The sequence below is a fragment of the Geomonas sp. Red32 genome (assembly GCF_023652955.1).
Taxonomy (GTDB): Bacteria; Desulfobacterota; Desulfuromonadia; order Geobacterales; family Geobacteraceae; genus Geomonas.
The window spans coordinates 363,966-389,499 of record NZ_JAKLOY010000005.1; the positions used below are offsets into that span (position 1 = coordinate 363,966).

Genomic DNA, 25,534 nt, shown 5'->3' on the forward strand with positions numbered 1-25,534 from the left:
AGAGAAGGGGCTGAAAGATCGACTTTAGGTCGAAGCGCTTGTTGAATCTATACTGAACTTCCGCCAGATAACGATGCAGGTACTTTTCAAATCTCAGGCACGGGCACTCCGTCCACCGGCCACCCCTTCTTGCAGGTGATGCAGCCCAAAAACTCCTGCCCCTCTTTCGGGCCGCTCAGAAACCTCTTTCGCTCTAATTCTTTTCCGCACTCAGGACAGGTTCGGATGGAAGGGGGAGGTTTCATCCCGTCGCCATTCCTTTCCGGCGCTGCCCCGGAGGGCACAGATTCCTCTAACTGCCGGGTGCCGTTGCATTTTGGGTAGGTGCTGCAGCCCCAAAATTCTTTTCCGGCATTTTGGCCCTGACGGCCGATCCGCTTTTTCATCTCGGCACCGCATTTCTGACAAGCCGGAGTCGATGCCACGGGGATGATCGACGGCGGATTCGGGGATCTCGGTTCCGGATTTTTCGTCAGGCCGTGATTTTCTGGGACCGCCCCTCTCTTCTTTGCCGGACCGATCATCTTCTTGAGCCCGAGACCGTCGATGAGATCCAGGTTGAGTCCGTGGACGAATTCCCTCGCATCGTCGGTAAAGGTTCCGGAGGTGACGAAGTATCCTGCGGCTGCGCCTGCGGCGCACATCACGCCGTAAAACTCCCGCACCGGTTGCACCCCGACCTTGTAGGCCTTCCACTGTTTGCACTGCACGAGGTGCTTTTCCCCTCCCCTTCGCAACACGAGGTCTATGCCGCCGTCGGGACCATTCCCGCCCATCCGCTCGACGGTGAAGCCGTCCCGCCGAAAATGCTCTCCCACCAGGCTCTCGAACTCCTCCCAGGTCAACTCGTTAAGGGCGCCAACCTGTGGCCTTGACTGGACCTTCTCGTACAGCTTTCGCTGTTTCAGGGAGCTGATGGCTGAGACAATTGCCCCCATGACAAAACCCGCCGGAAATATCCATTGCATGAAAATGGACACGGTGGTGATTGACCCATAGGGAACGGCTTCCCCCATATTTCCCGGTGAAGTCATGCGCATGAGAGGACGCGAGGCCAGGGCATGGAACATCAAATAACTGATGGGAGCCAGGAGAAGGGAGACCTTCCATGGTAGCAGGCTGGCAAGGTGTATGAGATCTTCGAAGGGACTATTCTGCCGACGTCGTGCCATTCAGTGGATGAACTCCTTCCATTTTATGTTTCATCTGCAATGACGACAATGAATCGGCAGACACTTACAAGAATCGGACCACAGGTTCTAGTTCAGTAAAGCAGCTACATGTTCCTGCATAGTTAGGATTTATTATTACTACATATTTTTAATTTGTTTATATTTACTGTTCATTTTTTTACAGCGAGCCAAGCACAGCCTCCCCCAAACTATTGATTTTTCGATTTTTCTTGTAATTGTAAAAATTTTCACAGTGATTTTTTTTACACCTCACCCCTGGGACAGAGCAGCGGGGAACTGGATCCGTGAGGAATTGATATCCCGGACCGATGCGTGCTGTTCCAAGAACGCTACACGGTGATGGTAAAAAATGGAGGGAAAGCGGAGGGTCAGGTCTGGAAACCGGAATGGTCGCTTCTATGCAGGACGAGATGACTTCCGGGAAGAGAGGAGCCAGCTAGAGAGGGATTGTGAGTCGTCGTAAAGGGTTTCGGGGGCGAGGTCGCGACCTGCGTGGTCGAGTTCGAATGGGAGCCAGTAGGCAGCAAGGCGGTAGTAGTTGAGATGGGAGAGGAAGTGACGAGCGCGACAGCAGTTATCGATCTGCATGCCCCGTGAAACCAGCAGCTCTATCTGCTGCTGATAGGTCAAAGGGGGCTTGCGGAATTTCATCACCTGCCCCCCTTCAAAAAAATGCCCCCCCATGGTGCGCAGTTCTTGTGGGATGCGTGGGAGGTGCTGTTGGTTGCGATCCTACCGGTTTCCGTTAAAAAAACAACGGGATAACGTGTACACGAAAGTGTCCTTACCAGTCCTCACCGACTAGAGGGGGATTGAGTCGTCACCGGACCGGGCGGCGTTGGCGATCCGCACCGCAATCGGCGAGCAGCGTTGGCGATCCGCACCTCGGAGATCGCAATCGGCGGGCGGCGTTGGCGATCCGCACCTCGGAGATCGCCATCTGCGACTGGCGTTGGCGATCCGCACCTCGGAGATCGCCATCTGCGACTGGCGTTGGCGATCCGCGACTCGGAGATCGCTATCGGCGAGCGGCGTTGGCGATCCGTGCCTCGGAGATCGCAAACGGCGAGCGGCGTTGGCCATCCGTGCCTCGGAGATCGCAAACGGCGAGCGGCGTTGGCCATCCGTGCCTCGGAGATCGCAAACGGCGAGCGGCGTTGGCCATCCGTGCCTCGGAGATCGCAAACGGCGGGCGGCGTTGGCGATCCGCACCTCGGAGATCGCAATCGGCAGGCGGCGTTGGCGATCCGTGCCTCGGAGATCGCAATCGGCAGGCGGCGTTGGCGATCCGTGCCTCGGAGATCGCAATCGGCGAGTGGCGTTGGCGATCCGCACCTCGGAGATCGCAAACGGCGAGTGGCGTTGGCGATCCGCACCTCGGAGATCGCCATCGGGGAGCGGCGCTTGCTATCTGTGCATTGTCTGGATTTAAGGGGGGGGATACGGAGGAGAGTGGAGGCGGGCCCGGCCCCCCAGGGATGGGGGACCGGGCGTTTCATGCTTTGACGGGGAAAGCTAGGTCACGATGATGCCGACCGGCTCGCTCCAGGGACCGACTTCGTTGTGGCCGATGCTCCTGACCCGGAAGTAGTACCAGCTTGCCCGCTCCAGGTTGCTGACGACCACGCGGACTTTCTTGTAGTACCCCTGGTCGGCGTACGATTCGTCGCCCACGGGTATTCCCTTGCAGATCTGCAGAAGATAGGAACCGGCAGCCTCGTCCCTCTCCCACCCTAAAGTCACCTCGCCGATTTCCGGCCCGTTCTTGGCCTTGGGTTGTGTAGCGGTGGAGCTGACCAACTTGTTGTAGTTTCTCTTGAGCTTGTCCTTGGAGATGTAGCCGTTGTTGTGGAACCAGGACTCGTCCTTTTGGTAGCCCCCCTTGAGGACGATGAACTCGGCGTTGACGAGTATGTCGCTCACCGCCGCCGCGTGGGCTTCCTCGAGCTCTTTCGTGGTTGGCACGTTGAGGGAAGCCGCCCTGTCCAGCTCCCTGGTAATGGCTTCCTTGTGATGCCTGAATTGGACCGAACCGGGAACCCAATCGTCCTTTTCCTTGCTGATCGTGCCGTGGTTCTCCTGCAAGGTGGCGGCATCCTCCAGCCACAAGACGAGTTCCGAAGGGTCCATCTCCTTATGGTTCATCAGGAACCTGGTCGCAGCGTTCACGTCATCCTCCCCTGAGTTGATGATGGCCGATGTTATGAAGAATTATTAACCGATATTAATGCCACCTAAAAAGATGTCAAGAGGGGAGGCGAAAAAAGGGCGTAAAGATCGCCCGGAACCTCAATGTGGACGTCAGTTCCGTGATAGCTACCAGCGAGTGAGTTCCCGGGCGGCCGTGCCCCGGCACGGAGCGCCCGGATGGGACCGGGGGCCGGTGCTAGGTACCGAGGACTTCGGCCTGCTCGCCAATGCGGTCGCGGCCGCCGCTTTTCGCTCGGTAGAGACCGTCGTCGGCGCGTTTCATGGCGTCGGTGTAGCTGGTGTCGCCCGCTTGTGAGGTGGCCACTCCTATGCTCACCGTGCCTCGTACCTGGTCCCCCTCCAGAACGAATGGCTCCTCCCTCACCAGCATCCAGATCTTCCGGGCCACCAGGCACGCCTCATCGAGGTTCGTATTGGGGAGGATGATGAGGAATTCGTCGCCACCAAAACGGCCAACGGCGTCGAATCCCCTCAGCGAGGTGGAGATGCGGTCGGAAACCTCCTTCAGGAGGTGGTCGCCGGCCAAGTGCCCGTAGCGGTCGTTCACTTCCTTGAACTGGTCGATATCCACCATGATGAAGGCGACCTCCGCATCGGGCATCCCCTTTTCCCTCCGGCGGCGGGCCCTGGCGAATTCGGTCCCCGCCGTATGGAGGATCTGCCGCTTGTTGAGGAGGCCGGTCAACGGGTCGGTGATGGCCTGTTTGCGGATGGCCTGCTGGATCTCCCTCACGCTCCTGGTGGCCTTGCGGATGACGATGAACGACAGACCGAAGGCGACCATCAAGATCAGGAACAGAATCCCCACCAGCAAGGCGATGGAATTCTTGAAGATGGTCCAGGTCGACGTGACGTCCTGGTAAATCTCGAAACAGCCAATCACCTTGTTCTGCTTGTCCTTCACCGGGATGTACGTCTCGACCACGTCTACCGCCAGCCTCTGCTCCTTGGCCAGATCATGCACGTCCTCTTTTTTCTCGAACTTCGAGTCAGCGACGCCGGTCAAGGCGTGGTTGAGCCTCTTATTGTTCAGGTTGGTCATCCCGATGATGCCGGTTTCCGTGCTGTAGATGATCCGGCAATCGTTCGAGTAGATCTTGATCTTTACAATGCCGAAGGGGGCAAGGAACTGCCGGAGGTGCTGGTCCAACCGGGGAAGATCGGCCGGATCGATATGCATGTACGATCCGCCGTCGGCGTAGGGGGCGATGATCTTGTCTCTTTCCTCGGAAAGCAGAGCGCTGCTGATGCTGGTGGCATCCTCCTCGGCGGCGCTCTCCACGAATCGCTCCAGCCCCTCGCGAAAGCCGAACCCGGCCAGCAAGAGGATGATCACGATGGAGACCATGGCCGTAACCGAGAAAAGGCGCAAAAGCGCATCCGGGTCCTTTTTCACGTCAAGCTTCCCCACCAAACCCGAGATCGCCATAGACCCAATCCTTCGGCAATGCCACTGTGTCAGCCAAAGACGCCCCCCGGAAGCAGTTCGCGAGGGGAACGTCGACTTCTAATGAATGACGGGAATGATAGTACCCTTTGCCAGGTTTCGTCAACAACGGCGAAAGAAAGCTGAGACAAGGGGAGGAAACACGGATCGGACAAGCAGACTTGGTCAATCAGGTGGTTGGTCAGGCCAGACACAACAGCGTGGAACGCGGATGACTCGGATTTTCGCGGATAAGGCGTCAAGGGGAACAGCTGAATGGGAAAAGGGGATAGCTCGAAGGGAAGAATTCAAAACCCCGGGAGCCATTTGGCTACCGGGGTTTTGAATTCTTTTGGAGCGGGAAACGGGATTCGAAGCCATCTCACCCCTTCCTTGAAGGAGTTTTTAGCAGATTCGCGACGGCTTGCCAAGGAAGGTTTTTCACACACAAAACAACAGGTTATCTAACTTTTCTATCCGGCTACCAAGTTTATCTACCGTCATTTAAGATCGCTCAACTTCTTGATTAGGGGCAAACATTAGTGAGACACTTTTTTTAATCCACTATCGGCGTTGACGACGTCGACATTTTTTTCCCGACCGCTATTTAAATTCCCAGCCAAGGCTCCGGCACCTTAGGGCTTGTCCCGTGCAGCACCTTGTTATGCCTCAGAGTCTTACTTAACCCTTTCTCGCAGCTGCGCGACGAATGAAGTTTTCAAAATCTTCAAAAGTCATTTCTGCGGGTGTTGGAAGTCGCTTAAGCAAACTCTCATCCTTCTCCAAATAGCTCCATGCTGTTTGTACACCGTGCACGAAGGCCGCAATAGCTCGCTCAACATCCATATCTGGTGCTCCTTGATCGCGAGTCATATTGAAGTGGCCGTCTAAATAGCGTTTTGCCGTAGGGTCAAGATCGAGTTTCAATCCTAAGACTCCAACAGCTTTTCGTGCGTCACGGAATTCTGGGACATAATGGTCGGCATAGAGCGATTCAAATGCGACGCCAAGACCCGCGAGGCAGAGCTTAGACCGGTTGTTACCTGGCGGAACTGAGAATCTCCAGTCTGAGAGAGCCGCTGCAGCCAACCAGACAGCTAGCGCAGCGTTTCCTGCATTTCCTTCGGCTGTTCCCCATTCGTAGTAGAAGTCACGTCCGCTTGTGGCACCATCGAACTTACGGAATAGATGTGAAGATTTTTCTGGGTCGCCTGTTTCACGGTAGAGACTGGCCAAATTATTTAGAAGAAAGGTGTTTTGAGGCTCTTCACTTAGCTGTGCTTCTCCAATTGCAAGTGCTATCGATTCGCGGTTAGACTTTAAAAAATGCAGTGGCAAGTCATATTCCCATTTCTTAAATTCTGGAATCTTAACTTTGGGGCGTGCTTTTATTGCTGCAACGCCAAGATTAATAAATATCTCTCCAGGGTCCACGCCGAAGTCACTTTCTAGAATCGTAATGGCCGTTTGGGCAATACTAGTATGCCTCGTAAAGACAAATTTACCAGCATGAGTCGCGGCTGCCTCCTTACCCAAAGGGACGAGGATTTTTCCAGATATTCTTTTAGTCGGGTCTCCGTAAATATACTGTGCAATCACAGGTTCTGAGAGAAATGATAGACCTTCTGCATGCATGCACGCGATTACGGCGAAGGCATCCAATAAGGTCCGATTATTTCCATTAACTACTTTGACTTCCATTAAACGCGAAAGCAAAAGTTTGACATGGTCTTTAAGGCCATCTGCCAGGCGTATTTTAAGCATGGCACCTAGAAAGGCACCTTCACCACCACTTTGTTCATCTTCTGAAGCAGCCTGGAGTCTCCGCGCGGCCTCGTCCGGTTCGGTCCCATGCAGCGACTTGAGGCCAGCTTCACCATATGTGCTCCATAGGGAAATAATAGATTGCGCCTCATTCGGATATAGTTTCCCTAGTACAATTTCTCGAAATAGGCAGTGCTGCATCCATCCGACGCGCGTACCACCAGCGGAGAACCAGTCGCTTTTGCGAGCAGCGATGAGAAAATGTATGTCGCTACGGTTTTGCGCTAACCAAGGGAGTATTTGACCCAAATTTTGTACCATTTGATCGCCGTCATCCGATACAACAACCCACGGTTTATCGGCTGGTAATTCACTGAGCGAGTCAATCAACAAGGGTGCCTGTTCCGCTGTGTGCCAAAGCAAGTTACATTGGCTGCCTTCAAAAAGTGCCAGTGCAGACTGAAGAAGCGCGGTGCTTTTCCCTTCACCCCCTCCACCGGTGAGAAGTGTCATTGATGGACGACCTGATTTAAGATTATTTAGGATAATTGCAATTGTGTCGCTAACAACATTTCGCTGAGGGATAGTGTGGAGAAAACCCTGGTGCCACATCGGAATTGCGCCATCGAAAAAGTGAAGAAGCGTTTCTTCTTGAATTTCCCGACGGCTGCGTTCTTCTATAAAAATTTCATCGACGCGCACCCAACCATTTGGTAGGACGAATTGAGCATTTTTTTGAGGTGTACTAACAGTTTTATCAAAATCGGGGGTATTAGGAAGCGGAAAGGACCACCAATTATCATCAATTCTATTGTCTTCATGTAGATCATCAGCAATACCCCATCGCCCCTCTTTGCACTTCCAGTAACGTGGGCGCAATTTAATTTTTGTCAAGCTAAAGTCAACCTCTGCCCAGAGTAATCCGTTCTCCCATTTTGTTTCATCAAGTTCGAGAACATTAAATGCTGCGCCAGCCTGTATTTGCAGAAAACGTCCACCACCGGTTTCCATTGGTTGAGAACGATTTTCGTGAAGGTGTCCATGGAGATAGATTATCTTATGGTCTCCAAGAATATTTTGAACACGATTACGATGTTTTGAAGATAGCCAATCTAGTGGATGATGACCAAGTAGAATACGTAAGTCACAGTCTTTTATTGTAAGGAGGGTTGATTCTAACAAATCTATGCCAGGGCTTAATTGCTCTTTGTCTTTGTCATCCCTGGAAAGCCATGCCGTATTGACTCCAACAATTCCTATTGTTCTGCCTTTGAGTCTGAAAGGCTTTACCAACAGCGAACTTTGTTCGGAATCAAGCCAATTTTCAGGCCAGAGATCGGACAAAATGGTAAAATTCCCAAATTCCTCGAATGCCCTAAGCTCATGGATACGGCGTTCTTCCAAGCCAGACTTATCTGCTCTAAAAAACTTCGAATCGGCTCTCAACCTATCTTCACGAGAAACAGCTTTTACGTATTTTCGTTGAAGATCGTGATTACCAGGAATAGCAAAGATTTGGCCTTCCCAAGTACGACCTCCTAAAGCGACCTTCAAGGGGTTAAGAAATTCGTTAATAAAGTCAGCATACTCATTTTCAAGCCCGTTATTTGCAATATCACCAGTGATAAATATTAAATCAGGAATAAAACCATTGTCACACTGCTCTCGGACATGATCGTGAATGAAATTGTGGATTTTTCTTTCCTCATATCTGTCCTTGCCAACATGAAAATCGGAAAGGTGCAGCCAACGAATGGGGGTAGTAGGCATGATTCATTCCTGAATTCTTCAAGTTATGTTTAATTGTCACAACTCAGATCAGACAGCTTATTACTCCGTGATATATTACAGACAACCACGGGGGGGGTAAATCGTCCGTCTCTCCAGGCTCGGGAAATCCTCTGGATTAATGTAATCCTATAAATCAAACATCGCACTGAATCAAGAAAATTCTATTTATCGTTCGGCCGGTGCTGTGGTGCCAATGGTGGCTCCGCCCCGGAACAATCCTGCTTAATCTGTTGCTTGAGCTCTCTTGCCTTCTTTTCGCTAAATCCGATGCCTGCCCTGGAGACATGATAGTGGTTGACCGGATAGTCGCACCCTGACTGGATGAGCAGTCCTCCGCCAGTCGGTGCCCCCCGTGACGCTACCATTGCCTCGGCGGGTGGTTTGGGTCGTATTCTTTGCGGTGAACTCGATTGAAAAGCAGCGGCGGAGATGCTAAAACCCACATCTCCGCCGCCTTTTTGCCTTGTGTGTGAAAAACGGGTATCTCGTCTTGCATTACGCCGTTCAAGCGACCGTTCCCGCGTTTCAACCGTTACTGCCGGTGGATTGCTCCAACCGTTGGAGAATTCAGACCTACCGATAATGACCGCACAACACCGAACAACAACTTCACCAGAACAGCAGCGTGTGGCTACCGTGCTTCGCCCAGACACCTTTTCAGTGCACGCGCTCTAGACTTCGCTTACCCCTCTCCGTATGCCATCCCTTGCGGGTACGGATCGAGTGCCCCATGCTCTTAACATGTATACTCAGGTCGAAAGAGTCGCATACTGCAAACTTCGCAAATATTGGGTTACTACCACGGCTCCGAGCCCTCCCGACCGTAGTCGAAAGGTTACTTCCCCGATTCGGACCCTCCCGGCACTGTCGTACTGACCAGCCCGCCGAGCATAAGTTTTACCTTAACGAACGCGTTAATACAGCATGGTGACGGTGGCCTCTGTGCTGCTGAAGATGGTGGCTTGCGCCACTGATGAAACCGATATTCCGGTGTCATCAACTTTGGGATACGGAGTGTCACGGCTCTCCTTACTCATCATCTTTTCGTAGTTTTAAAATGAAGCTTCGCTTTCGCTCACCGTTTAACTGCTCTACCATGCCTGCCGGTCGCGGTTGCCCGTTTTTTCGTGCTGCTCTAATGCTGTGAGGCTTCGCAGATAGCCGATTCGCAAGGTGCCACCCTTGCAACTGCTAATCCTCTCAGCACCGCATATACCGGCATAGGTATTTTGCGTTTGGGCATAGCCCCTATCCCCGTCATGGGGTTACGTTCAGGTCCTATCCAGGCGCACCACTCCCGATCCGTCCGTAGACTCAACACATAGTCACATCCTGCGCAGAGGTTGGCGGCCTCCTTTGATGCGCAGGGTAGCTCCCATGAGCTGGTCTCCGAACCGGACATGCCTCTTTCGATAAGCTTCTCCGGCTCTCCCCCACTCCTTATCGCTCGCTTACTAACACAGTGCTGGCGACACTGTTCCCATGGTGGCTAATCATGGTAAACGAACGCTTCGGATTGCTGCTGCGCGGCTGGTGTCCGCTTGCCGACTTTTGACATATACATATTGTCCTTGCGGACAATAAGGGAGGGTGTCAATCGTCTCGGCAACCACTACGGTCTTCTTTCTCCTTCTGGGTCTGTGCCCAAATTCTGTGCGGGTAGGCTCTGGGGCCAAATTCTATCGCGTGTTCATGCGGATGATGGTATCCGCATTCTGGCGAATGCGGAAGCGCAATGTTCGCTTTATACCCCACTCCGGTCATGCTTATGCATGATGCGAACATTGCAAAGAAAAAACCTTTCATCGGGCAACCATCCCGGCACTCACGAAGTACCCGTTTGTCACCCTGTCGGTGCCGTGACCGGTGCCAACGTGGTGACGTTTTGTTGCCCGAACGGGCACCAAAATGGTGCCCGTGTAGGTTGAACCGCTGTTTCAGTCAGAATTGAATGTCCCCATTTGGGTGCCATTCCTCAGCCGAAATGTCGCCGACCGGCGACCTTTCGGCGACCGGGAAGGTGCCGTCTTCAACACCGTCAAGGTGACACGCCTTGATTTCAGTCGGTTACAAACCTTGAAGAAGGCATGAATGAAGGGGAAGCAGGTAAAAAGTTACTTTTAGGAGTCGCCGCAACATGAGTAGGCAACACCCCTTCATTTCGATTCTCCATATAAAGAGGCCCATTCGGTGTACCTTGTGGTATAAATAATAAAAACTGATACTTACAAGACTTTTCCGTTTGACTCGGGCATTTTTTTGTTGTACATAATCATCGTCGGATTTTCCCCGGCACCCCTGCAAGGGGTTTTATTCTCATCTCGTCGTTTTCGACGAGTCTGAACCGATTCGGTTTTTCTTTTGCAGTTTTTTATGGATTCGTCTGTCCGCTATCGGAAGACACTTGCTCTTTCCGGCGGACACATCGTGAAGCATCAAGGGCCGAAGTGCGCCTGAAACACTCCTAATCTGGTCATGCCGCCCGGCGTGGCCTTTTCCATTCCATTATCCTCCGATAGTCACCAATTCCATTAGTCCGCGCTTTGGGCTGGTTTTTATTGCCACCCGTCTTTGCCATTCATATCTTTATGCCGTCCCCATCTTGTCATTTAGCGATCAATCCCCACCATCATCTTTCCGCCAAATTTCCTGTCATCGAGACATCACTAGTCCACCGATAGCCGCATCAATGCGGCGCAAGGGTATCGGTTGTATTGCTGTACCGAAGCCCCTTGCAGGGAACTAATTCCCTTGGGAGGACTACCCCATGTCGAAACTGAAACCGCGCGAGAAGAAGCGCATTCGCATCACCATTGATATCCCGTCCGACGTTGCTGTAAAGCTGGACAGCCTCAAGGCAAGGGCCGCCCGACTTGGGTTTGCCGTTTCCCTTAGCGGCGACCTAGTGAACAGCATCCGACAGCACTTAAAGGGTCTCGATGCTGAGTTGAAGGCACTGGAGAAGAAGACTTGCGAAAAAGGGGGTAACTAATGGGAACGCTGATCCCCCTTAATTGCACCGGTATTGCCGGGAATGCTGCCTATATGCAGGTACGGCACAAGCAGGCGGAGTTGGCCCGAATCAGCACCTTCCGCACCGGCGAATTGATTTGGTTTGCCGACCGCCCACAAACCAAGACGGTCGCCGTCCAGTGTACCGACCCGTTCTTTCACAAAAGCCGCGATATGGAAATCTACGGCGACGCGCTGATAATGAACCAGTGCCGTCTGGCTCTTGCCCCTGTGTTGGAGCGGCAGCACGGCTCCTTGCACCTCTGCGAGGACATCAGCCACGCTCTGTCCTGGTTCCGGGCCAATATCGCCGGACATATCCGCAACTACTATGTCAGGGTTGACGAGTACCCCCGTGAACCGGACGACACCCGCATGCGGGAGAATCTGCGCCACATGGGAGCCAGTGACGAAGCTTTCACGGACAAGCTGGAATTGTACCTGAGAAGCTACTACACCCGCACCTCCGTGACCGGCAAACTTGCCGCCTGCCTGTTCGATCCGGTCATGCTCTTTGGTGAGTACAAGAAGGAGGACTTGCGGGTCGGCAACCGAGTATACCGGCTTTCCCGTACACCCAGGCGGGGGTACAAGGATATCCGCAAGGAATGGATACCGGTCGGGAACTACCTTGTGCACTGCTACGATGGGCCTGAACCCCGGCATCTGCAAATCATGATTGACGAGCCGCACCTTGCCACAATGCGGTTCAGGGTCCGCCGTATCCTTAACAGCTTCCGCAGGGCGGATGAAAAGTTCAACGCCTTGCGGCGGTTGGTGGGGAAGTTTGCCGAAAGCACGAAATACGCCCGCACCGGATTCGACCAGGCCGTTGAGTTTGGCCGCTACCTTCAGGAACTGGCCGGCGAAAAGTTGCCCCAGGTCGAGGGGGGGGAACTGCTGAAAACGAACGTACTCTATCAGTTCGCCCAGAAACAGCAGTACCGTATGGCATTCCGCCACAAGTTCAACTTCTTCTACGATCCCGGCAAATACGACCTGTCACAGTTCAAGGCGTTCTTCTCACCGTACCGCGAGGAGGGGTAGCCATGGGAACCTTGCATAGGAAAGACATAATCAAGGATGACTTGACCCTGCTGGCCCGCTTCTCCCATGCCCTGACGGTGGTTGCCATCTTTGGCCGGACACCGGTTTACGAGGTCGGGGAAATCACGTTGTGGCTGCCGGTCTGGAAACTGGCGGAAGACGGCTCATGGCAGCTTGATAAGTACAAGACCCGTTTAGTGCCCGCCATCGGCATCACCAAGAACGGCATGCGGCTGGTCAGCCGGTATCTGCAGGTGAAAAAGTCGGAGCTAATAAGGGTGTTGTTCAAGTTGTCGGTTATCAGTGTCGCCGCCGGTTGCCACTCGAACCACAAGCCGGAGTTTCGCCAGAACTTCCGGGGAGAGTCCATCGACAGTTACGGTTTCGAGCCCCCCGAACTGATCCGGCACGGTTACCTTTTCGAGAAACGCCGGGCAACGCTCGGCGGGTTCCGGTAGGGGGTGCTATGGGCTCTCACTCCTTTGAAGAGATCGTTCAAGGTCTCGGCGACGAGCGACTGATTCTCAGCCGCTCCACCGTCCACCTTGAGACGGTAACACTTGAGATTATCACGCTTGAGCAATTCGCGGAGCGGATGCAGGTAGGGGAGACCACAGTATGGAAGTGGATCAGGTCGGGCAGGTTGCAGCCCGGCAGGCATTATATCCAGATCGAGCGGGTTATTCGCTTCCATTGGTGCCGCAGGCTCCTTGAAAGGCTCCACGAAGATTGCAGCCCGAATGATAGCGGCGATTCCGCTGCCCCCACCACCTCTGAAGAAGCCCCGCAGGAAAGGCGCAAAAACCGGTACGGCAAGCGCATAAATTTCGACCAGTAAATAAGCCGGATAAAGGCATTGCCGCTGTCGCAATGCCTTTATCCACCTGCAGTTAGCCAATCTATGATATACTGCCGCCCGTCCGTAGCCGGATAGAAAGGGGGTAGCCACATGGAGAGAGCCTAAATGAGAAAGAAGGAATTCAACCTACAGGCAGTGGACGCCAAGCCGACCTATGGCTCCATTGTCAAAATGAAGCGGTCGGAGTTTCTGTATATTGATATGTACTACCATGAGCGGCGGATTCAGATGTCGTCCGGTCTTGCCGACACAGCCGGAAACCGGGACCAGTTGACCACGTTCCTGAACAAGACCGGGGAGAAGATTGCCAACCGCACCTTTTGCTTTGCCACGACGTTTCCCGATGCCGATTTGGAGACAAGGCGCTTTTTCACGGAAAAGGAGCAGCGCCAGTTCCACCCCGACCCGCAGCATGTCCTGTTTGGCGATTACGCCCGAAAATGGATGAAAACCGTGTTGCCCCAGTATTCCAACAGCAAGCAGGTTGATTACCGGCAGATTCTGACGTACTGGCTGATTCCCAAGCTCAGCCGGGTGCCGTTCTCAACGATCACCGGACCGTATTTGCGTGACATGGTGAATTCCCTCAAGCAGAAGGAGGGGAAGAACAAGGGCAAACCTCTTTCAGCGCACCGGAAGCGGAATATCCTTTCTCCGCTGAAAACGATTTGGCGGGACGCACGCGGAGAGCACCAGTGGGTTCAGTTGCTTGAACCGTTTACCATGGCTCAGGAAGCCATTTCGTTGCAGTCGGAACAGGAAGAGAAGGCAGAGCGGGAGATTTTCTTGTTTGGTGAGTGGCAGGCGTTTCTTGCCTGCATGGAGCCGTTCTACCTTCCCTTGACCGAAATTCAGAGCCTCACCGGCCTGATTGCTTCGGAGTTGTTAGGGTTGCGGAAAGCGGACGTTACTGAGAAATTCCTGTATGTCCGCAGCAGCATCTCGCGCGGAGTGGAGAAAATGGGTGGTAAAACCCAATACCGCAAACGGGAAATCCCCATGACCGCCGCTATGAAACGGTGCCTTGATGCCGCCATGGCAGCTTCACCGAATGAGTATGTATTCTCCCTGCCAAGCGGGAAACGGGTTAGCTTCAGTACCTATCGCAACGTATGGGACCGGTCGCTAAAGGCGGCGGGACTGACCAACAAGACGCCGTACAGCACCCGTCACAGTCTTGTGCAGTGGTCATTGGTAGCGGGGATGACGCCGGTACGGCTAGTGGAAATCATGGGGCATCGCGACAAACAGATGATATTTGGGGTGTATGGCCGGTATCGCCATGGTCTGGTGGAAGAGCGCCGGGACATCATCGAATATCTCGGGTGGGACTATCTGGCTCCAGAAAGAGCAGCGGCCCTTGCATTTCACAGTGAGACTCACAGTGAGACACAAGGGCCGATATCAGCTAACTGCCCGCAGGCAGTGTGGTTCTAATGGAGCGGGAAACGGGATTCGAACCCGCGACCTTCAGCTTGGGAAGCTGACACTCTACCACTGAGTTATTCCCGCTTGATGGAGCGAACTTTATACCTCAGCATCGTGCAGCTGTCAATGATTTTGTGTTCACCTCACCGGGGAGGGATGCCGGCTCCCCTCCTACAAGGAGCTCGGCATCACGATCTTGGAAAGCATCTTCTCGGCTACCGCACTGCCCGGTACCTGGTAGGTCCCCGCCCCTATCTGCGCCTTGAGATCTTCAATCTTCTGTACTCTCACGTCCTGGCGCTGACGCGAGCCGGCAACCGGCATGTAGGATGAGAGATCGACTTTGTCAGTTGCCACCTGCTGTTTGGCGGCCCCGTCACTGTGCGCATCGGCAGTTTCCGGCTGCTTGTTGTCGGCCCGCTGGGCTCCAACGTATGCGGCTGCCGCCTGCTGATTCACATCTTCAATTTTCATTTGCAATATCCCCCAGTAATAGCGTGTACCTTCCCCTAGTCGGCTTTTGCAACGATAACTTTAGCCCTTTTTCATGGCTGGGCGCATTTTTTTACTTCAGTCAGTTCAGCACCGGTAGAGCCAGCAGGGAGGGAAGGTCCTCCACCTGGAAATCGGCTCCCGCCAGCTCCGATGCTTCTCCGTAGCCGTAGCGGCATCCGATCGTTATCACTCCGGCACCCTCGCCGGCGGCCATGTCGTTGATGCTGTCCCCGATCATCGCGCATTCGCGGGGATCGAGCTCGAACTTCTTCACCAGGGCAAGCACCGGCTCCGGGGAAGGTTTCCTGAAAGGGAGCGAGTCGGCCCCCAGCACGGTCGGGAAGAACCGGTCGAGACCGAGTTTCTCGAGCACTTCGCGGCAGAGGGCCACGTTCTTGTTGGAAAGAAGGGCCATGGCGAAGCCGCGGTCGTGGAGTGCCTTGAGCGTTTCGGCCACCCCCGGATAGGAACGGGTCTTGTCGGCTATGTGGGCGAGGTTGTAGTCGAGAAAGATCTGCAGCCCTTCCTCGACCTGGCCCTCGGAAGCGCCCGGAAGCGCGCGCTCGACGAGGGAGCGCGCCCCCTGCCCCACCAGCCTGCGGACGTCGGGGATGGCGAAGGGGGAGAGGCCGAAGTGCTCGCGCATGCGGTTGGCGGCGTCGGTCAGATCGGGAAGGGAATCGATCAGGGTGCCGTCGAGGTCGAAGATGAGGAGCTTGATCGCGGGCATCGCGGGTCCTTGTCTGATAGTCGTCGAAAGTTCGGCTGCTGGACGGAGGCCTGCTGGACGGCTTCCCCCACCCCCCTGCCCCCTCCCTCAAGGGGAGGGGGTTATATGGTGCACGAAGGGGGAAAAAGAAATCGCGGCAGCCGATGACCGGTGCCGCGATTCTCACTGCAAGATGGGGTCCAAAGGAGAGGGGTTTAACCTACTCCCACTCGATGGTTGCGGGGGGCTTCTGGCTGATGTCGTAGGCCACCCGGTTGACGCCCTTCACTTCGTTGATGATTCGCGAGGAAATGCTGCCTAATATCTCGTAGGGGAGCTTGACCCAGTCGGCGGTCATGCCGTCGAGGGAGTTCACCGCCCGCAGCACGCAGGTGTATTCGTAGGTCCTGGCATCGCCCATGACCCCCACGGTCTTGACCGGGAGGAGTACGGCAAATGACTGCCAGATCTCGCGATATAACCCTGCCTTGCGGATCTCCTCGATGACGATGGCGTCGGCCTCGCGCAGGATGTCGAGCTTCTCGGCGGAGAGCTCGCCGATGCAGCGGATGGCCAGGCCCGGGCCCGGGAACGGCTGACGGTAGACCATCTCGTCGGGCATGCCGAGTTCCTTGCCCAAAAGCCGTACCTCGTCCTTGAAGAGCTCGCGGACCGGCTCCAGAAGCTTCAGGTTCATCTTCTCCGGGAGGCCGCCCACGTTGTGGTGGCTCTTGATGACGGCGGAGGGGCCCTTGGTGGAGACCGACTCGATGACGTCCGGGTAGAGGGTACCCTGGGCGAGGTAGTCGACCTGGCCAAGCTTCTTGGCCTCTTCCTCGAAGAGGTAGATGAACTCGTTGCCGATGATCTTACGCTTCTGCTCGGGATCGGAGATGCCGGTCAGCTTGTCGAGGAAGCGCTTCTCGGCTTCGACGTAGTCGAGGTTGATCTGGAAGTGCTTGGTGAAGAGGTTGACGACCTTTTCGGCCTCGCCCTTGCGGAGCAGGCCGTTATTGACGAACACGCACTGGAGCTGGTCGCCGATCGCCTTATGGATGAGGACGGCGACCACGGCGGAGTCGACCCCGCCGGAGAGGGCGCAGAGCACCTTGCCGGTGCCGACCTTGGCGCGGATGGAGGCGATCTCGGTCTCGATGAAGTTGGCCATGGTCCAGGTGGGCTTGGAGCCGCAGACGTTGAAGAGGAAGTTCCCGATCATCTCGTCGCCGCGCGGGGTGTGGACCACCTCGGGATGGAACTGGACGCCGAAGAAGCGGCGCTTCTCGTCCTTCATGGCGGCGATGGGGCACCCTTCGGTGTGGGCCATCAGCTGGAAGCCGGCCGGCATCGCCTCGATGCGGTCGCCGTGGGACATCCAGACTTCGGCGCCCCCTTCGAAGCCGGCGAAGACGTCGCTCTTGCCGTCGAGAAGGAGGGTGGCGCGGCCGAACTCGCGCTTGTCGCACTTCTCGACCCGGCCGCCCAGCTGCTGGGTCATGAGCTGCATGCCGTAGCAGATCCCGAGGATGGGGATGCCGAGGTCGTAGATGCCGAGATCGGAGTGCGGGGCGTCCTTGTCGTAGACGGAGGAGGGGCCGCCGGAGAGGATGATCCCCTTGGGGGCGAACTCCTTGATCTTGGCAAGGGTCATGTTGAACGGGTGGATCTCGCAGTAGACGCTCTGCTCCCTTACCCGGCGGGCGATCAGCTGGGTCACCTGGGAGCCGAAGTCAAGGATCAGCACCTTTTCGGAATGGATGTCGATGGTCATCGATTTTTCCTCTATAAAAACGGGTTTGCCACGGTGACACGGAGAAAGGCAGAGAAAGCTTTAAAGTCGTTAGCCACGGAGACACGGAGAAAATCGGAGAAAGGCTTACTTCACAAATCTTGAGAGGAAACCCTTGAACCAGACTCCTTTTTACAGAAGCTTCAGAGCCTGAAAGGTTTTAACTTTAAAAGATTCGTTTCGTTTCTCTCAGATTTTCTCCGTGTCTCCGTGGCCAGGATTCTTCTTTCTCAGATTTTCTCCGTTTCTCCGTGGCTAGTTGAGCCTTACTTCTCGACGCGGTAGTTCGGGGCTTCCTTGGTGATCATGACGTCGTGGACGTGGGATTCCTTGAGGCCTGCGCCGGTGATCCTGACGAAACGGCCGTTTTCCTGCAGATCGGCGATGGTCCGGCTGCCGGTGTACCCCATGCCGGCCCTCAGGCCGCCCATCAGCTGATGGACGTTGGCGGAGAGCGGTCCACGCAGCGGAACCATACCCTCGATACCTTCCGGCACCAGCTTGACGTCGGAATCGACGTCGCTCTGGAAGTAACGGTCCTTGCTCCCCTCCTTCATGGCGCCGATGGAGCCCATGCCGCGGTACCCTTTGTAGGCACGCCCCTGGTACAGGATGGTGTCGCCCGGGGACTCCTCGGTCCCTGCGAAGAGGGAGCCGACCATGATGACGTCGGCACCGGCGGCCACCGCCTTGGTGATGTCGCCGGAGTACTTGATGCCGCCGTCGGCGATCATCGGGATGCCGTACTTCTTGGCGATCTTCGAGCAGTCGGCGATGGCGGTGATCTGCGGAACGCCGATACCGGCCACCACGCGGGTGGTGCAGATGGAACCCGGTCCGATGCCGACCTTGATGGCGCTAACGCCCGCCTTGATGAGGGCTTCGGCGGCGCCGGCGGTGGCAATGTTACCGGCGATCAGTTCGAGATTCGGGAAGCTGCCCTTGATGCGGACGATGGCGTCGAGGACACCCTGCGAGTGGCCGTGGGCGGTGTCGATGACGACGACGTCGACGCCTGCTTTCATGAGGGCATCGATGCGGGCTTCGGCGTCAGGGGTGGGGCCGACAGCGGCGCCGACCCTGAGGCGGCCTAAGGCGTCCTTGCAGGCGTTGGGGTACTTCTTGATCTTCTCGATGTCCTTGATGGTGATGAGGCCCTTGAGGTTCTTCTCCTCGTCGACCACCAGGAGCTTTTCTACGCGGGTATGTTTGAGGTGTTCCTTGGCCTGCTCGAGGGTGGTGCCGACCGGGACGGTGACCAGGTTCTTCTTGGTCATTCTCTCGGAGATCGGGAGGTCGAGGTTGGTCTCGAAACGGAGGTCGCGGTTGGTCAGAATCCCCACCAGCTTCCCGTTGGCCTTGGTGATCGGCACCCCGGAGATCCGGTACTTGGCCATCAGCTCGAGGGCCTCGCGGATCTTCTGGTTCGGGCGCATGGTGATCGGATCGACGATCATGCCCGATTCGCTCTTCTTCACCTTGTCGATTTCCATGGCCTGCTCGGCGATGGTGAAGTTCTTATGGATGAAACCGAGTCCCCCTTCGCGGGCCATGCAGATGGCCGCCCGTGACTCCGTTACCGTGTCCATGGCAGCGCTCACAAGCGGTATGTTCAGTTGGATGTTGCCGGTGAGCCTGGTGGTGAGATCTACGTCGCGGGGGAGGATCAGGGAGTGGGCGGGGAGGAGCAGAACGTCGTCGAACGTGAGCCCTTCGGGGATGCTGCTTTCTAACATAAGGGAGACTCCTTTTGTTTGTGCCGCAAAGGATATTAACCGGAAAACCTAATACAGGGGGATCGTCAAGTCAACTAAAATTAGGCTCATTGGAGAGCGCGCAGGGACGGGAAGTGGCTGATATTTGTATACAAAGGCTGGCTAACAAGGGGGACAGACACCGGAGGTGCCTGTCCCCTTACCGTTTCCCTCAGGCGGGGATGAAGGCCTCTTTGCTGGTGATGCGCGAGAGGGTGAAGACGATCAGCTTGACGGCACTCTCCAGGTCGGAGAGCGACAGGGTCTCGACCGGGGTATGCATGTAGCGAAGCGGGATCTTGACGAGCGCGGTCGCCACCCCTCCCCGCGAGATCTGCATGACGTTGGCGTCGGTGCCGGTGGCCCGGGCGATGCCGGTGTACTGGACCGGGATCTCTTCGCTTTGGGCGGTGTCGGAAAGGAGATCGAAGAGCACCGGGTTGATGTTGGCGCCGCGCGGGAGGATGGGTCCCTTGCCAAGGCCTACCTCGCCGTTATGCTTCTTCTCCACGTCCGGCTGGTCGGTGGCGAAATCCACCTCGACGCAGATGCCGACGTCGGGGTTGACCGAGTAGGCGCTGGTGGTGCCGCCTCGCAGACCGACCTCCTCCTGGACCGACGAGACGCCGTAGAGGTCGATGGGAAGCTTGCCGGGAAGCGCCGCCACGCAGCGGAGCACCTCGGCGACCACGAAGCTCCCCGCCTTGTCGTCGAGGCCGCGGGAAGTGACGCGGTCGCCGGCCAGACGCTCCAGCGACAGGGCGAAGGTGATGGGATCCCCCACCCGTACCATCTCCAGCGCCTCTTTCTTGTCGGCGGCACCGATGTCGATGTACTGCTTGTCGAGCTTGATGACGCTGTCGCGCTCCTTGGGCTCGATCAGGTGGATCGGCCGTTTGCCGATGACGCCGTTGATGCTCCCCTTGGAGGTGTGGACGTGGACCCGGGTGCCGGGGGTGATGTGGGGATCGACCCCGCCGATGGGGGCGAAGTAGATGAAGCCGTTGTCGTCGATGTAACGGACCTGGAGGCCGATCTCGTCCGAATGGCCGACCAGCATGACTCGCGGCCGGTTCTCACCTTCCCCCTGGATCATGCCGAAGACGTTACCCATGACATCGGTGCCGACCTGGGCGAAGGAGGAGATGTAGGAGCGGAAGACCCGCTGGGCCGGCTGTTCGTATCCCGAGGGACTGGGCGCGGCCAGAAGCTGCTGAAGGAATTCGAAGGAAGCTTCGCGCATGATTGTCACTCCGTATTGATTAAATAGAAATAGAGCAGAGTCTATGACTCTACCCTACCCTGTAATGCTAATGAGTTCAATTGAAACGATAACGGCGGATCAAGATCAAAGCAGGGACAATGGAACACGGATGACACGGATGTAACGGATAAAGGCGGATTAATCTAAACTCAGTGTTAAGACTAAGACACAACCGGGAACGCGGATGACGCGGATTGGGCGGATTAACGCGGATCAGTCAAAAACAAAAACTTAATCTTTGGGGTTAAACCTTAAAATCCTTTGGGTTAAACCTTTAAAAGGCTTAATCCGTGTAGATCCGTTCAATCCGCCTTTTCCGTGTTCCAATGTCTTTGACTCTAAGCTTTACCCCAAAAGGTTTTATCCGCGTAGATCCGCTAAATCCGCGTCATCCGCGTTCCAATGCCTTTGATTTACATCGGGTACTTTCCCATGTCGGACGGATCGAGCTGGTCCAGGAAGTCTACGAAACGACGGGCGTTGTTCTCCTGGTTCAACCCTTCCTCGGTCAGGTCCAGACTGGATACCTGGGTCATCAGCTCGCTGTTGACCATGACCGGTATCCGATACTTGAGCGACATGAGCATCGCCTCGCTCACATGGAGATCGACGGTGATGGTGTCGCCGTCGGCGGTGACAAGCGAGACGTACGAGGCGAAGACGCCATCCTTGAGGCTCTCGATCACTACGCTGGTGAGCTTCATCCCGAGCTTGTCGACCAGCAGACTGAAAGCATCCTTGCGGCCGTTCTTGAGGGAGAGCTCCCGGCCGACAAACTCGGCGGCGAAGGAGACCGACTCGTTGGTGCTGATCCAGACGGGCACCGCGTTCTTCTCGTCGGCATCCTTCAGAATGATCACCGGCATCTGGGCGATGCCGTCCAGGGCGAACCCGAATACCTTCATCTCAATGTACATATCTCATTCCCTCCCGTGGGGGTCAACGATCTCGCCCTTTAGAAGCGTCTGCAATCCTTCCACGATTTTCACGGGAACCACCTTGCCAGCCAACGCAAGGTCTCCCTCCAGGATGACACCACGGTTGCCGCCGGTCCTGCCGAAGAGGGAATCTTTGCTGTCGCTTAAGCCCTCTACCAGTACCTCCTGGATCGTCCCTTCCATCGAACGGTTCCGCTCCAGGGTGGTCTTCTTCTGCGCCGTCTGCAGCCGCTCGAGCCGCGCCTGTTTCTCTTCCTTACCGGTCAGGTCGGGGAACTCGGCAGCCTTGGTGCCGGGACGGGCCGAGTAGATGAAGGAGAAGAGATCGGCGTAGCCGACTTCCTCCATGAGCGCCATGGTCTCCTCAAAGTCCCCCGCCTCTTCGCCCGGGAAGCCGACGATCATGTCGCCGGTGATCTGGATCCCGGGACAGGCGGCCTTCAGGGCGGCGACCTTCCCTAGGTATTCGGCACTGGTATAGCCGCGGTTCATCGCCTTGAGCACCCGGTCGCTCCCCGCCTGGGCGGGAAGGTGGATGTGGGGCGCCAGTTTCGGTATCTCGGCGAAGCAGGCGATCAGCCGCTCCGAGATGTCCTTCGGGTGCGACGTGGTGAAGCGGAGCCGCTCAATACCGTCCACCTCGGCCACCAGCCTCAACAGATCGGGAAAATCGGGCTCGCCGGGATTCTTCGAACTGTACGAGTTCACGTTCTGGCCCAAGAGGGTCACCTCGGTGACGCCGGAGGCGGCCAGGGCGGCGACTTCCTCGACGATCTTCCCGGCGCTCCGGCTGATCTCGCGGCCACGAACATGGGGGACGATGCAGTAGGCGCAGAAGTTGTCGCATCCCTGCATGACGGTCACGAAGCGGGTGAAGCCGCTATCGGTGTCGGCCACGCCATAGAGATCGAAACGCTTCTCGTCGTCGAGAAAGTCAGTCTCTATCCGGCGCTTGCCGGTTTCCGCGGCGGCGACCATCTCCTGCAACAGGTGCAGATTGTGAGTGCCAAAGACCAGGTTGACGAAGGGAGCCTTCTCGAGGAGGCGCTCACCTTCCTGCTGCGCGACGCACCCCCCTACCCCGATGATGAGGTGGGGCCTCTTGCGCTTGATCGACTTGAACTTCCCCAGGTGGCCGTAGACTTTCTGCTCGGCCTTCGCCCTGATGCTGCAGGTATTCAACAGTATGAGATCCGCATGGGTTGGGTCCGGCGTCTGCTGGTACCCTATCCCTTTCATCAGTCCTACGATCTTCTCGGAATCGCTCACGTTCATCTGGCAACCGAACGTTTCGAGATAGAGCTTTTTTTCTTGTATCACAACTTTCTTCCCGTTCTTTAAATGGTTGGATAATACGTGACTCGCCCGGCACACGTCAATGCATATTAAATGAATGATTTTTCGGAAAAGCGGGGGGCGGGATGAGAGACAATTTCCATCGGAGGTGACTTCTTCCTCAAAGACCGGCGAGCGCCTTGTCAGTGGGTGGCCGGTCTGGTATAAGAAAACACTTGTTATTGTTCTCTAACAGAGAGTCAAGAGGGAGGGAATGCCATGTTCGGGATCGGGATGCCGGAACTGATTGTGATTCTGGTGGTGATTGTACTGGTGGTGGGGCCGGGGAAACTGCCGCAGCTGGGGGCGTCGCTGGGGGAAACACTGAAAAGCTTCCGCAAAAGCGTCAAGGAAGAACCCCGGGTGATCAACCCCAAGGACGGGGACGGTAATCCCTAAAAGGATGGCGGAGGGTCCCCCCCTTTGCGAAGGGGGGACAGGGGGGATTTTTGAAGTGGCCCGGCAGCTCACTCCGTACCCGGCGCCCCCCACCCCCTCGCCCCCTCCCTCCAGGGGAGGGGGAAAAGGTGTTCGGTTAGCGCTTCCCGACGCAGAGGACGACGGGGTAGTGGCGGACGGGACCGTCGGGGGAGGGCTTTTCGATCACGGCGGCGACGGCGGTGTGGACTTGGCTTAACCCGCTTTTCGCGAATGCGCCGGAAAGGAAGGCGGGCTCGAAACCGTGGTGAAAGACGCCGGTTGAGTCGTCATGGAAACTGCCGTCTTCAGCCTGCAGATCGGCCAACGCGAGCCAGCCGCCGGGCTTCAAGGAGGCGGCCAGCGACTCGATCAGTTTGGCGACGTCTTCCACGTGATGCATGGTCATGCTGCTGACGATCAGGTCGTACTGCTTCTCCAGCTTCACCTCTACTTCCAGGTCGAGCAGGATGCCGTCGACGTTGGTCAGGCCTGCCGCTTTCACCTTCCCATCCAAGATTTCCAGCATTCCCGTCGAGCTGTCCCCGCCGGTGATGTGCTGTACGTACGGCTGAAGCCCAAGGGTGACCAAGCCGCTTCCGCAGCCGTAGTCGAGGGCAACCATCCGGCTGTCGAGAGGGACTTCCTTCCTGATCGCCTCCACGATATCGCTGCCCAGTTTTACCCGCCGCGGCTGTTCGTCCCATTGGGCGGCGGCTGCATCGAAATCTCGCCTTCCTTCTTTGGCCATGCGTTTAACCTCCTTGAATCGATCTATAAGTCAACGGCAATGGAACACGGATGACACGGATGACACGGATGGAACGGATAAAGACGGATAAACCATGATCTGAAACAAAAGCTTCGAACGCGGATGACGCGGATTGGGCGGATTTACGCGGATCAAACAGAGACAAAAACAATTCTGGGGTTAAACCTTAAAACCTCTTGGGGTTAAACCTTTAAAAGCTTTATCCGTGTAAATCCGTTCAATCCGCCTTTTCCGTGTTCCATCGCCTTTGACGTAGGTTTACGGTCCTACCTGGTGTTGTTGCTGCCGAGAATAGTATTCAGGAATATGAATGTCAAGATAACGGAGACTGGTGGGGGGAGAAAAATTCCGCAAGGGGGGCGACGCTGTCCGGGATCATCCTGCTTCGTAAGAGGTCAGGATGATCGGCCAAAAAAGGAGGCTCATTCTTCTTCGGCACAGGGCAGGATGGTTGCGTCGGGAGGGGGATCCCCCTTGCGGCATTGCAACTGGTTTCAAGGTCAGGGCTGCAGGGCCAGGTACTCCTGTACGGTGTTGATGTTTCTAAAGGCGCGCAGGGAAGGATCGTGCTGGACCGTTTGCTCCATCGGGAAGACCTTCACCCGCACCTGGTCGAAGAAGGAGACGACTCTTCGTCTCTCCTGCTTCAGCATCGATTCGATGGCGGGGAGACAGTCTCGGGAGTAGAGCGCGTGCAAAGGCTCCATGCCGTGGTCTCCTTCCGGAATGACGACGTCCCAGCCGCCGGGCTCGGCGGCGAGGGCCCGAAAGAGCGCGGGGCTGATCCAGGGCATGTCGCAGGCGACGGTCAGAATGTACCGGGTACGGCTTTGACTGAGGGCGGCGTGGATGCCGGCCAGCGGCCCCATCCCCGGGTAGACATCCTTCACCTTCGGACAGGGAAGGAAGGGATAGAGTTCGGGGGTGTTGGTCACCACCACGGTCTCGGCGCAAAGCTCGCTCACCTGGCGATAGATCCTCTCGATGAGGGGAACGCCGCCGTAGGGTAGGACCGCCTTGTTGCTCCCCATCCGGCGCGACTGGCCGCCAGCAAGGATGACGGCGGTGACGCCGGGGAGGAGACCGGGATGAACCTCCCGTTCGGGATGCCCGGCCGTCCCTATCAACAGACTTTCAGGTAACTGCTGTGCGATGGCTTCCATCGGCCCTCTCCTAACCCATCCTCACCCTGTCCCTCCCCTTGAAGGGGAGGGAACGGGGGGCGGGAGGCTGGTTACTCTTTCGGCGCCGGGTGGGCACGGGCCCACTCGACAATCTTTGAGGCAAAGGCAAATCCCCCCTGTCCCCCCTTTGACAAGGGGGGGACAGG

Annotated in this window: 20 protein-coding genes and 1 tRNA gene; 6 read left to right on the top strand and 15 right to left on the bottom strand. The window is 56.2% G+C overall.

Annotated features, from left to right (window positions below):
• Window positions 1-86: 86 nt before the first annotated feature.
• The 5 genes from L4X63_RS15335 to L4X63_RS15355 all read right to left on the bottom strand — a co-directional run bounded on the left by L4X63_RS15335 (window position 87) and on the right by L4X63_RS15355 (window position 8,364).
• Window positions 87-1,172 (bottom strand): restriction endonuclease, encoded by a 1,086-nt coding sequence (locus L4X63_RS15335; RefSeq protein ID WP_250679521.1) that lies wholly within the window; start codon window positions 1,170-1,172, stop codon window positions 87-89.
• Between the two features lie 417 nt (window positions 1,173-1,589).
• Entirely contained in the window at window positions 1,590-1,844 is a 255-nt protein-coding gene (locus L4X63_RS15340; RefSeq protein ID WP_250679522.1) for an Abi family protein, read from the bottom strand.
• Between the two features lie 864 nt (window positions 1,845-2,708).
• Entirely contained in the window at window positions 2,709-3,362 is a 654-nt protein-coding gene (locus tag L4X63_RS15345; RefSeq protein ID WP_250679523.1) for a fibronectin type III domain-containing protein, read from the bottom strand.
• A 217-nt stretch (window positions 3,363-3,579) separates the two neighbouring features.
• Entirely contained in the window at window positions 3,580-4,833 is a 1,254-nt protein-coding gene (locus tag L4X63_RS15350) for a diguanylate cyclase (protein WP_250679524.1), read from the bottom strand.
• A 678-nt stretch (window positions 4,834-5,511) separates the two neighbouring features.
• Window positions 5,512-8,364, bottom strand: coding sequence for a metallophosphoesterase family protein (locus tag L4X63_RS15355; protein WP_250679525.1), 2,853 nt, complete (start codon window positions 8,362-8,364; stop codon window positions 5,512-5,514).
• 2,788 nt (window positions 8,365-11,152) lie between these two features.
• On the opposite strand from L4X63_RS15355, the gene L4X63_RS15360 reads away from it, so the two are divergent.
• The 5 genes from L4X63_RS15360 (at window position 11,153) to L4X63_RS15380 (ending at window position 14,740) form a co-directional block, all read left to right on the top strand.
• Window positions 11,153-11,377, top strand: a complete 225-nt coding sequence (locus L4X63_RS15360) for a hypothetical protein (RefSeq protein ID WP_250679526.1) — start codon at window positions 11,153-11,155, stop codon at window positions 11,375-11,377.
• The gene (locus L4X63_RS15365; RefSeq protein WP_250679527.1) at window positions 11,377-12,444 is read left to right on the top strand and encodes a hypothetical protein; all 1,068 of its coding nucleotides are present in this window, start codon (window positions 11,377-11,379) and stop codon (window positions 12,442-12,444) included. The genes L4X63_RS15360 and L4X63_RS15365 overlap by 1 nt, the downstream gene beginning before the upstream one ends.
• 2 nt (window positions 12,445-12,446) lie before the next feature.
• A complete protein-coding gene (locus L4X63_RS15370) occupies window positions 12,447-12,902 on the top strand; it encodes a hypothetical protein (protein WP_250679528.1) in 456 nt (151 codons plus the stop codon).
• A gap of 8 nt (window positions 12,903-12,910) precedes the next feature.
• On the top strand, window positions 12,911-13,282 hold the full coding sequence (locus L4X63_RS15375) for a MerR family transcriptional regulator (RefSeq protein WP_250679529.1): 372 nt from the start codon (window positions 12,911-12,913) through the stop codon (window positions 13,280-13,282).
• A gap of 126 nt (window positions 13,283-13,408) precedes the next feature.
• Window positions 13,409-14,740 (top strand): tyrosine-type recombinase/integrase, encoded by a 1,332-nt coding sequence (locus L4X63_RS15380; protein ID WP_250679530.1) that lies wholly within the window; start codon window positions 13,409-13,411, stop codon window positions 14,738-14,740.
• Here the strand turns inward: L4X63_RS15380 and L4X63_RS15385 are convergent.
• From L4X63_RS15385 to miaB, 8 genes are all read right to left on the bottom strand, one after another.
• A tRNA-Gly gene (locus L4X63_RS15385) sits at window positions 14,741-14,815 on the bottom strand.
• Window positions 14,816-14,902: 87 nt separating this feature from the next.
• Window positions 14,903-15,205 carry a flagellar biosynthesis anti-sigma factor FlgM gene (gene flgM, locus L4X63_RS15390; protein ID WP_250679531.1) on the bottom strand — a complete coding sequence of 101 codons (303 nt, stop codon included), beginning with the start codon at window positions 15,203-15,205 and terminating at the stop codon, window positions 14,903-14,905.
• 100 nt (window positions 15,206-15,305) lie between these two features.
• Window positions 15,306-15,956, bottom strand: a complete 651-nt coding sequence (locus L4X63_RS15395; protein ID WP_250679532.1) for an HAD family hydrolase — start codon at window positions 15,954-15,956, stop codon at window positions 15,306-15,308.
• A gap of 199 nt (window positions 15,957-16,155) precedes the next feature.
• On the bottom strand, window positions 16,156-17,706 hold the full coding sequence (guaA, locus tag L4X63_RS15400) for a glutamine-hydrolyzing GMP synthase (RefSeq protein ID WP_250679533.1): 1,551 nt from the start codon (window positions 17,704-17,706) through the stop codon (window positions 16,156-16,158).
• A 284-nt stretch (window positions 17,707-17,990) separates the two neighbouring features.
• Window positions 17,991-19,460 carry an IMP dehydrogenase gene (gene guaB / locus L4X63_RS15405; RefSeq protein ID WP_250679534.1) on the bottom strand — a complete coding sequence of 490 codons (1,470 nt, stop codon included), beginning with the start codon at window positions 19,458-19,460 and terminating at the stop codon, window positions 17,991-17,993.
• A gap of 190 nt (window positions 19,461-19,650) precedes the next feature.
• On the bottom strand, window positions 19,651-20,721 hold the full coding sequence (locus L4X63_RS15410; protein ID WP_250679535.1) for a M42 family metallopeptidase: 1,071 nt from the start codon (window positions 20,719-20,721) through the stop codon (window positions 19,651-19,653).
• 434 nt (window positions 20,722-21,155) lie between these two features.
• A complete protein-coding gene (locus L4X63_RS15415) occupies window positions 21,156-21,659 on the bottom strand; it encodes a bifunctional nuclease domain-containing protein (RefSeq protein WP_250679536.1) in 504 nt (167 codons plus the stop codon).
• A gap of 3 nt (window positions 21,660-21,662) precedes the next feature.
• Entirely contained in the window at window positions 21,663-23,000 is a 1,338-nt protein-coding gene (miaB, locus tag L4X63_RS15420) for a tRNA (N6-isopentenyl adenosine(37)-C2)-methylthiotransferase MiaB (protein ID WP_250679537.1), read from the bottom strand.
• Between the two features lie 234 nt (window positions 23,001-23,234).
• On the opposite strand from miaB, the gene tatA reads away from it, so the two are divergent.
• Window positions 23,235-23,414 (top strand): twin-arginine translocase TatA/TatE family subunit, encoded by a 180-nt coding sequence (gene tatA, locus L4X63_RS15425; protein WP_250679538.1) that lies wholly within the window; start codon window positions 23,235-23,237, stop codon window positions 23,412-23,414.
• Between the two features lie 136 nt (window positions 23,415-23,550).
• Here the strand turns inward: tatA and L4X63_RS15430 are convergent, their stop codons facing one another.
• Window positions 23,551-24,183: a class I SAM-dependent DNA methyltransferase gene (locus L4X63_RS15430; RefSeq protein ID WP_250679539.1), complete on the bottom strand. Its 633-nt coding sequence runs from the start codon at window positions 24,181-24,183 to the stop codon at window positions 23,551-23,553.
• A 521-nt stretch (window positions 24,184-24,704) separates the two neighbouring features.
• Complete coding sequence (gene mobA, locus L4X63_RS15435; protein WP_250679540.1) at window positions 24,705-25,367, bottom strand: molybdenum cofactor guanylyltransferase; 663 nt, start codon at window positions 25,365-25,367, stop codon at window positions 24,705-24,707.
• Window positions 25,368-25,534 lie beyond the last annotated feature (167 nt).